Origin of the sequence: Pseudomonas sp. FBF18 (assembly GCF_024261405.1) — a bacterium.
Classification (GTDB): Bacteria; Pseudomonadota; Gammaproteobacteria; order Pseudomonadales; family Pseudomonadaceae; genus Aquipseudomonas; species Aquipseudomonas palmensis.
In genome coordinates, this window is the sequence record NZ_QKRS01000001.1 from 787,842 (window position 1) to 795,571 (window position 7,730).

The following is a 7,730-nucleotide window of genomic DNA, read 5'->3' on the forward strand; positions in this document are numbered from 1 at the left end:
GCCACCGGCGTCGCCTTTACAGGTTGACGATGAAGCTGGGGCAGGGTGGTACCGCGCTGAACGCGCACCGCCGGCCACGTTTCATCATCGCGTCATACACGAATTGAGCTCAAGGGCATACGCGTGACCCGGCAACTTTTGCCTGCCGGTCGCCGCTACTGGAGAAAGAAAGCATGAGCAACTGGTTGGTAGACAAACTGATCCCTTCGATCATGCGTTCCGAGGTGAAGAAGAGCTCGGTACCCGAAGGGCTGTGGCACAAATGCCCGTCCTGCGAGGCCGTGCTGTATCGTCCGGAGCTGGAAAAGACCCTGGATGTGTGCCCCAAGTGCAATCACCACATGCGCATCGGCGCACGTGCACGCATCGACATCTTCCTCGACGCCGAAGGCCGCAATGAGCTGGGTGCCGACCTGGAGCCGGTCGACCGCCTGAAGTTCCGCGACGGCAAGAAGTACAAGGATCGCCTGGTTGCTGCGCAGAAGCAGACCGGCGAAAAGGACGCCCTGGTTTCCATGAGCGGTACCCTGCTGGGCATGCCGGTGGTGGTCAGTGCGTTCGAGTTCTCCTTCATGGGCGGTTCGATGGGTGCCATCGTCGGCGAGCGTTTCGTGCGTGCCGCCAACTATGCCCTGGAAAACCGCTGTCCGATGGTCTGCTTCTCGGCCTCGGGCGGCGCGCGCATGCAGGAAGCGCTGATCTCGCTGATGCAGATGGCCAAGACCTCCGCCGTGCTGGCGCGCCTGCGCGAAGAAGGCATCCCGTTCATCTCGGTTCTCACCGACCCTGTTTACGGGGGCGTTTCGGCCAGCCTGGCAATGCTCGGCGACGTGATCGTAGGCGAGCCCAAGGCGCTGATCGGCTTTGCCGGCCCTCGGGTTATCGAACAGACCGTGCGCGAAAAACTGCCTGAAGGCTTCCAGCGCAGCGAGTTCCTGCTGGAGCACGGTGCCATCGACATGATCATCGCTCGATCCGAACTGCGCCCGCGCCTGGGCAATCTGCTGGCACAGATGATGGGCCTGCCGACGCCGAAGTTCGTCGCCCCCGTGATCGAGCCGATCGTGGTACCACCGGTGCCTGCCAACGTATGACCCAGCGCACCCTGGGCGAGTGGCTCGCCTACCTCGAGCAGTTGCACCCGTCGACAATCGACATGGGCCTGGAGCGTTCGCGGCAGGTCGCAACGCGCCTCGGGCTGGGCCAGCCCGCGCCTCGGGTGATTACCGTTACCGGCACCAATGGCAAGGGCTCTACCTGTGCCTTCGTGGCCAGCCTGCTGCAGGCCCAGGGCCTGAAGGTCGGGGTCTACAGCTCGCCGCACCTGCTGCGCTACAACGAGCGGGTGCAGATCGACGGCCAGCAGGCCAGCGATGCGCAGCTGTGCCAGGCATTCGCCGCCGTCGAGGCGGCGCGTGGCGAGACCTCCCTGACCTACTTCGAGGCCGGTACCCTGGCGGCGTTCTGGCTGTTCCAGCAGTCGGCGCTGGACGCCGTGGTGCTTGAAGTGGGCCTGGGCGGGCGGCTCGACACCGTCAACCTGGTGGACGCTGACCTTGCCGTGGTCACCAGTATCGGTGTCGACCATTGCGATTTCCTTGGCGATACCCGTGAGTCGGTGGCCTTCGAGAAGGCCGGGATTTTCCGTGCCGGCAAGCCGGCGCTGTGTGGCGACCTCGACCCGCCGCAGCCGCTGCTGGACAAGGCACGCGAACTAGGCTGCCGGTTCCTGCTGCGCGGACGCGACTTCGACCTGTCCAGCACCGACCAGTACTGGCAGTGGCGGGGCGTGGATGCGCACGGCAATGCCGTCGAGCTGCACGACCTGCCGTTGCTCGATCTGCCCATGGAAAACGCGGCGCTGGCGTTGCAGACCTACCTGCTGACCGGCCTGCCCTGGAATGCCGCGCAGATCGCCCAGGCACTGCGCGACACCCGTATCGTCGGGCGTCTCGACCGTCGCCAGTTCATCTGGCAGGGCAAGCACCTGAGCATTCTGCTCGACGTCGGCCATAATCCACATGCGGCCCAGTACCTCGCTCAGCGCCTGGCTTCGCGCCCGGTGGCCGGCAGGCGCCTGGCGGTATTCGGCCTGCTGGCTGACAAGGACCTGGCCGGGGTGATCGAACCTCTGCATGCGCAAGTGGCCCACTGGGCGGTTGCGCCACTGGACACCGCCCGCAGCCGGCCTGCAAGCGAGTTGCAGGCCGCGTTGCAGAACCTTGGCGCCGACGTGAAGTCGTATGCAAGCGTCGCCGACGCCCTTGACGGGCAGTGCGCGCAAGCGACGGCAGGCGACCAGATCCTGCTGTTCGGATCATTTTTCTGTGTCGGCGAGGCCCTGCAGTGGCTGAGCCGGCAGACCATGGAGGACGGGGCAAATGGCGTTGCTGGATAAAGTCGTCAAGCAGCGGATGGTGGGCGCGCTGGTGCTGGTGGCACTGGCGGTGATCTTCCTGCCGATGCTGTTCACCCGTGAGGACGAGCTGCGCCAGGTGCATGTCGAGGCGCCCGCCGCCCCGGCTGTGCCGGCCTTACCGCAGGTGCAGGTGGAGCCGGTGGAGGTGCCCGAGCCGCAGGTGATCCAGGATGAGGCGCTCACCGCCCAGGAACCCAGCGCACCGAGCACGCCCATTGCCCCGGCACCGGTGGTGACTGCACCCACCCCAGCGCCCGCCTCGCCGGTGACGGAGGCCAAGCCGGCCACGCCTGCGCCGGTCAGCAAGCCTGCGGCGGCCCCGGCCAAGCCGGTTGCCAGTGCACCTGCCAAGGTCGATGGCAATGGCCTGCCGGTGAGCTGGTCGGTGCAACTGGCCAGCCTGTCCAACCGCGCCAATGCCGAGAACCTGCAGAAAACCCTGCGTAGCCAGGGCTACAACGCCTATATTCGCTCGGCCGAAGGTACCAACCGGGTGTTCGTCGGGCCGCTGATCGAGCGTGCCGAAGCCGAGCGCCTGCGCGATGTGATCAACCGCCAGCAGAACCTCAAGGGTTTTGTGGTGCGCTTCCAGCCCGAACGTAGCTGACCCCCCGCCGTCCGGCCGCCGCCGGACGGCAAATCACCGCTTACCGATAGCCCACCGCTCTGGTAAAATGCGCCGCCTTATCCGTTTGCAGGCAGCACTGTGGCATTTACCTGGGTCGACTGGGCGATTCTCGCGATCATCGCCGTTTCTTCGCTGATCAGTCTCAAGCGCGGTTTCGTCAAGGAAGCCTTGTCGCTGCTTACCTGGATCATCGCCGGTGCAGTCGCCTGGATGTTCGGTGGCGGTATCTCGCAGTACCTTGAAGGCTACATCCAGACGCCATCGGCGCGGGTGATAGCCGGATGTGCCATTCTTTTCGTCGCCACCTTGCTGGTGGGGGCAATGATCAATTTTCTGATCGGCGAGCTGATTCGCGTCACCGGGTTGTCCGGGACCGATCGCTTCCTGGGCATGGCGTTCGGCGCCGCTCGCGGGGCCCTGCTCGTCGTGGTGGCGGTCGGGCTGCTGAGCCTGGGGCCGGTACAACAGGACCCGTGGTGGCAGGAGTCTCGCCTGCTGCCACAATTTCTATTGGTGGCTGACTGGTCGAAAAACCTCATTCTGGGGCTGACCAGCCAGTGGCTAGCCAGCGGAATCAGCGCACCGGCTGATCTCCCGTTTCAAGAACAGTTGCTTGGGCCCAAAGCGCCCTGAGTGCTGATCCGTCAAGTTTCATAATGTAGGGGTTGCGTCGCATGTGTGGCATCGTCGGTATCGTCGGTAAGTCGAACGTCAATCAGGCGCTGTATGACGCGCTAACCGTGCTCCAGCACCGCGGCCAGGATGCTGCCGGTATCGTTACAAGCCATGATGGCCGACTATTCCTGCGCAAGGACAACGGCCTGGTACGTGACGTGTTCCAGCAGCGTCACATGCAGCGTCTGGTGGGCCACATGGGCATCGGTCATGTGCGCTACCCGACTGCGGGCAGCTCGACCTCGGCCGAGGCCCAGCCGTTCTACGTCAACTCGCCGTATGGCATCACCCTGGCGCACAACGGCAACCTGACCAATGTGGAGCAACTGGCCAAGGAGATCTACGAGTCCGACCTGCGCCACGTCAACACCAACTCCGACTCCGAAGTGCTGCTCAACGTATTCGCCCATGAGCTGGCGGTGCGCGGCAAGCTGCAACCGACCGAGGAAGACGTGTTCGCCGCCGTGACCGACGTGCACAACCGTTGCGTGGGTGGCTACGCGGTGGTGGCGATGATCACCGGCTACGGCATCGTCGGCTTCCGCGATCCGAACGGCATCCGCCCGATCGTGTTCGGCCAGCGTCATACCGACGAAGGCGTCGAATACATGATCGCCTCCGAAAGCGTCTCGCTGGACGTGCTCGGCTTCACCCTGATCCGCGACCTGGCGCCGGGCGAAGCGGTGTACATCACCGAAGAAGGCAAGCTGCACACCCGCCAGTGCGCCATCGCGCCCAAGCTTTCCCCCTGCATCTTCGAGCACGTTTACCTGGCCCGCCCGGATTCGATCATCGACGGTGTGTCGGTGTACAAGGCGCGCCTGCGCATGGGCGAGAAGCTTGCCGAGAAGATCCTGCGCGAGCGTCCCGAGCACGACATCGACGTGGTCATCCCGATTCCCGACACCAGCCGTACCGCGGCGCTGGAACTGGCCAACCACCTGGGCGTGAAGTTCCGTGAAGGCTTCGTCAAGAACCGCTACATCGGCCGTACCTTCATCATGCCCGGCCAGGCCGCGCGCAAGAAGTCGGTACGCCAGAAGCTCAATGCCATCGAGCTGGAGTTCCGCGGCAAGAACGTGATGCTGGTCGACGACTCGATCGTGCGCGGCACCACCTGCAAGCAGATCATCCAGATGGCCCGCGAAGCCGGCGCGAAGAACGTTTACTTCTGCTCCGCCGCGCCAGCGGTGCGTTTCCCCAACGTCTACGGCATCGACATGCCGAGCGCTCATGAACTGATCGCGCACAACCGCAGCACCCAGGACGTGGCCGAACTGATCGGCGCCGACTGGCTGGTCTACCAGGACCTGCCGGACCTGATCGAGGCTGTAGGTGGTGGCAAGATCAAGATCGAGCATTTCGATTGCGCGGTATTCGATGGCCAGTACGTGACTGGCGACATCGACGCCGCCTACCTGGACAAGATCGAGCAGGCGCGCAACGACGCCTCCAAGGTCAAGAACCAGGCGGTCAGCGCGATCATCGACCTTTACAACAACTGACAAGGGGAGCAACGGCATGACACAGCAATGGGATGCCGGGCGCCTGGACAGCGACCTCGACGGGGTCGCTTTCGATACGCTGGCGGTACGCGCCGGCCAGCATCGCACGCCGGAAGGTGAGCACAGCGACCCGCTGTTCTTCACTTCCAGCTACGTGTTCCGTACGGCGGCCGATGCCGCTGCGCGGTTCGCCGGCGAGGTTCCAGGCAACGTCTATTCGCGCTACACCAACCCGACCGTAAGGGCCTTCGAGGAGCGCATCGCCGCCCTGGAAGGCGCCGAGCAGGCGGTCGCCACCTCCACAGGCATGTCCGCGATCCTGTCGCTGGTGATGGCCTTGTGCAGCGCTGGCGACCACGTGCTGGTCTCGCAGAGCGTGTTCGGTTCGACCATCAGCCTGTTCGAGAAGTACTTCAAGCGCTTCGGCGTGCAGGTCGACTACGTGCCGCTGGCCAACCTGGCTGGCTGGGAACAGGCGATCAAGCCCAATACCAGGCTGCTGTTCGTCGAGTCGCCGTCCAATCCGCTGGCCGAGCTGGTGGACATCGGCGCGCTGGCCGAGATCGCCCATGCCCGGGGCGCGCTGCTGGTGGTGGACAACTGCTTCAGCACTCCGGCCCTGCAACAGCCATTGAAGCTGGGCGCGGACATCGTCATGCATTCGGCGACCAAGTTCATCGACGGCCAGGGGCGCTGCATGGGCGGCGTGGTCGCCGGGCGCAACGAGCACATGAAGGAAGTGGTGGGCTTTCTGCGTACTGCGGGGCCGACGCTGAGCCCGTTCAACGCCTGGGTGTTCCTCAAGGGCCTGGAAACGCTGAACCTGCGCATGCGCGCCCACTGCGCCAATGCCCAGGCCCTGGCCGAGTGGCTGGAGCAGCAGGACGGTGTCGAGAAGGTGCATTACGCGGGCCTGCCAAGCCACCCGCAGCACGAGCTGGCCAAGCGCCAGATGCGCGGCTTCGGTGCGGTGGTGAGCTTCGAGGTCAAGGGTGGCAAGGAGGGCGCATGGCGCTTCATCGACGCCACGCGGCTGATTTCGATCACCGCCAACCTGGGTGACAGCAAGACCACCATCACCCACCCGGCCACCACCTCCCACGGCCGTCTGGCGCCGCAGGAGCGTGAGGCCGCCGGGATTCGCGACAGTCTGATCAGGGTTGCCGTGGGCCTGGAAGACGTGGGCGACCTGCAGGCCGACCTGGCGCGCGGTCTGGCGGCGCTGTGATCGACTGGTCGGTGAGCGAGAGCAGCCACAACGGGCGTGTGGCGCTGGTAACCGGCGCTGCACGCGGGATCGGCCTGGGCATCGCGGCCTGGCTGATCAGCGAGGGCTGGCAAGTGGTGCTCACCGACCTGGATCGGGCCCGTGGCGCGAAGGTGGCCAAGGTGCTCGGTGACAACGCCTGGTTCGTCGGCATGGACGTGGCCGACGAGGCCCAGGTGACGGTGGGCGTGGCCGAGGTGCTGGGGCAGTTCGGACGCCTGGATGCGCTGGTGTGCAACGCGGCGATTGCCGACCCGCACAATACCACCCTCGAAAGCCTCAGCCTGAACCACTGGAACCGCGTGCTGGCGGTCAACCTGGGTGGCCCGATGCTGCTGGCCAAGCACTGTGCGCCTTACCTGCGCGCGCATTGCGGCGCCATCGTCAACCTGGTGTCCACCCGTGCGGCACAGTCCGAACCCGATACCGAGGCCTATGCTGCGAGCAAGGGCGGGCTGCTGGCCCTGACCCACGCACTGGCCATGAGCCTGGGCCCGGAGATCCGCGTCAACGCTGTCAGCCCTGGCTGGATCGATGCGCGGGACCCTTCGCTGCGCCGTGCCGAGCCCTTGAGCGAGGCCGACCATGCGCAGCACCCGGCGGGCAGGGTAGGGACCGTGGAAGATGTGGCGGCGATGGTGGCATGGCTGTTGTCGCGCAACGCGGGTTTTGTCACCGGCCAGGAGTTCGTGGTGGACGGTGGCATGACCAAGAAGATGATTTACACGTAAGCGGCAGGCTTCACGCGACACGCTGCAAGAACCTGTGCAATCGGCTTTTGATTCTGCTTTTACTTGCAGCTTGTTGCTTGAAGCCTGCAGCTGTTTTTTTACGAAAGTGAAAAAAACTTCAACACTGGTATTGACTTAGGTTCGATACCTGCGTAAATTTCACCACCTCAGCGAAGCACACGGGTGATTAGCTCAGCCGGGAGAGCATCTGCCTTACAAGCAGAGGGTCGGCGGTTCGATCCCGTCATCACCCACCACTTCCTGAGATGTTCCTGGCCCGACACTTTCGAAAGACGGTGTTACCAGAGAGGAACAGGACGCAAGTCCACTATGCGCAGCGGTAGTTCAGTCGGTTAGAATACCGGCCTGTCACGCCGGGGGTCGCGGGTTCGAGTCCCGTCCGCTGCGCCACTTTTCTCCAGATCGGTTCAACAACCGGTTTGAGGTCCGAAGCCAAGGCTTCAGGCCAGATCCCAGTTTCAAACAGGTGAAAGCCTGTGCGATA

The 7,730-nt window shown here is 64.3% G+C and carries 7 protein-coding genes and 2 tRNA genes; all 9 read left to right on the forward strand.

What is annotated here, in order from left to right:
• Positions 1 to 173 precede the first annotated feature (173 nt).
• The 9 genes from accD (at position 174) to DN387_RS03800 (ending at position 7,636) form a co-directional block, all read left to right on the forward strand.
• Positions 174 to 1,094, forward strand: a complete 921-nt coding sequence (gene accD / locus DN387_RS03760; RefSeq protein ID WP_043862846.1) for an acetyl-CoA carboxylase, carboxyltransferase subunit beta — start codon at positions 174 to 176, stop codon at positions 1,092 to 1,094.
• A complete protein-coding gene (gene folC, locus DN387_RS03765; RefSeq protein ID WP_043862845.1) occupies positions 1,091 to 2,398 on the forward strand; it encodes a bifunctional tetrahydrofolate synthase/dihydrofolate synthase in 1,308 nt (435 codons plus the stop codon). The genes accD and folC overlap by 4 nt, the downstream gene beginning before the upstream one ends.
• Positions 2,382 to 3,026 (forward strand): SPOR domain-containing protein, encoded by a 645-nt coding sequence (locus DN387_RS03770; protein WP_054916651.1) that lies wholly within the window; start codon positions 2,382 to 2,384, stop codon positions 3,024 to 3,026. Before folC ends, DN387_RS03770 begins: the two co-directional genes overlap by 17 nt.
• Before the next feature lie 99 nt (positions 3,027 to 3,125).
• Positions 3,126 to 3,680 (forward strand): CvpA family protein, encoded by a 555-nt coding sequence (locus tag DN387_RS03775; RefSeq protein WP_043862843.1) that lies wholly within the window; start codon positions 3,126 to 3,128, stop codon positions 3,678 to 3,680.
• A 41-nt stretch (positions 3,681 to 3,721) separates the two neighbouring features.
• On the forward strand, positions 3,722 to 5,227 hold the full coding sequence (gene purF, locus DN387_RS03780; RefSeq protein ID WP_043862842.1) for an amidophosphoribosyltransferase: 1,506 nt from the start codon (positions 3,722 to 3,724) through the stop codon (positions 5,225 to 5,227).
• Positions 5,228 to 5,243: 16 nt separating this feature from the next.
• On the forward strand, positions 5,244 to 6,455 hold the full coding sequence (locus DN387_RS03785; protein ID WP_043862841.1) for an O-succinylhomoserine sulfhydrylase: 1,212 nt from the start codon (positions 5,244 to 5,246) through the stop codon (positions 6,453 to 6,455).
• 11 nt (positions 6,456 to 6,466) lie between these two features.
• Positions 6,467 to 7,225 (forward strand): SDR family oxidoreductase, encoded by a 759-nt coding sequence (locus DN387_RS03790; RefSeq protein ID WP_167400232.1) that lies wholly within the window; start codon positions 6,467 to 6,469, stop codon positions 7,223 to 7,225.
• 181 nt (positions 7,226 to 7,406) lie between these two features.
• A tRNA-Val gene (locus DN387_RS03795) sits at positions 7,407 to 7,482 on the forward strand.
• 77 nt (positions 7,483 to 7,559) lie between these two features.
• Positions 7,560 to 7,636, forward strand: a tRNA-Asp gene (locus DN387_RS03800).
• Positions 7,637 to 7,730 lie beyond the last annotated feature (94 nt).

Bases quoted from the DNA above. Each gene is read 5' to 3' on its own strand.
- accD (WP_043862846.1), top strand. From the start codon at position 174: ATGAGCAACTGGTTGGTAGACAAACTGATCCCTTCGATCATGCGTTCC.
- folC (WP_043862845.1), top strand. From the start codon at position 1,091: ATGACCCAGCGCACCCTGGGCGAGTGGCTCGCCTACCTCGAGCAGTTG.
- DN387_RS03770 (WP_054916651.1), top strand. From the start codon at position 2,382: ATGGCGTTGCTGGATAAAGTCGTCAAGCAGCGGATGGTGGGCGCGCTG.
- purF (WP_043862842.1), top strand. From the start codon at position 3,722: ATGTGTGGCATCGTCGGTATCGTCGGTAAGTCGAACGTCAATCAGGCG.
- DN387_RS03785 (WP_043862841.1), top strand. From the start codon at position 5,244: ATGACACAGCAATGGGATGCCGGGCGCCTGGACAGCGACCTCGACGGG.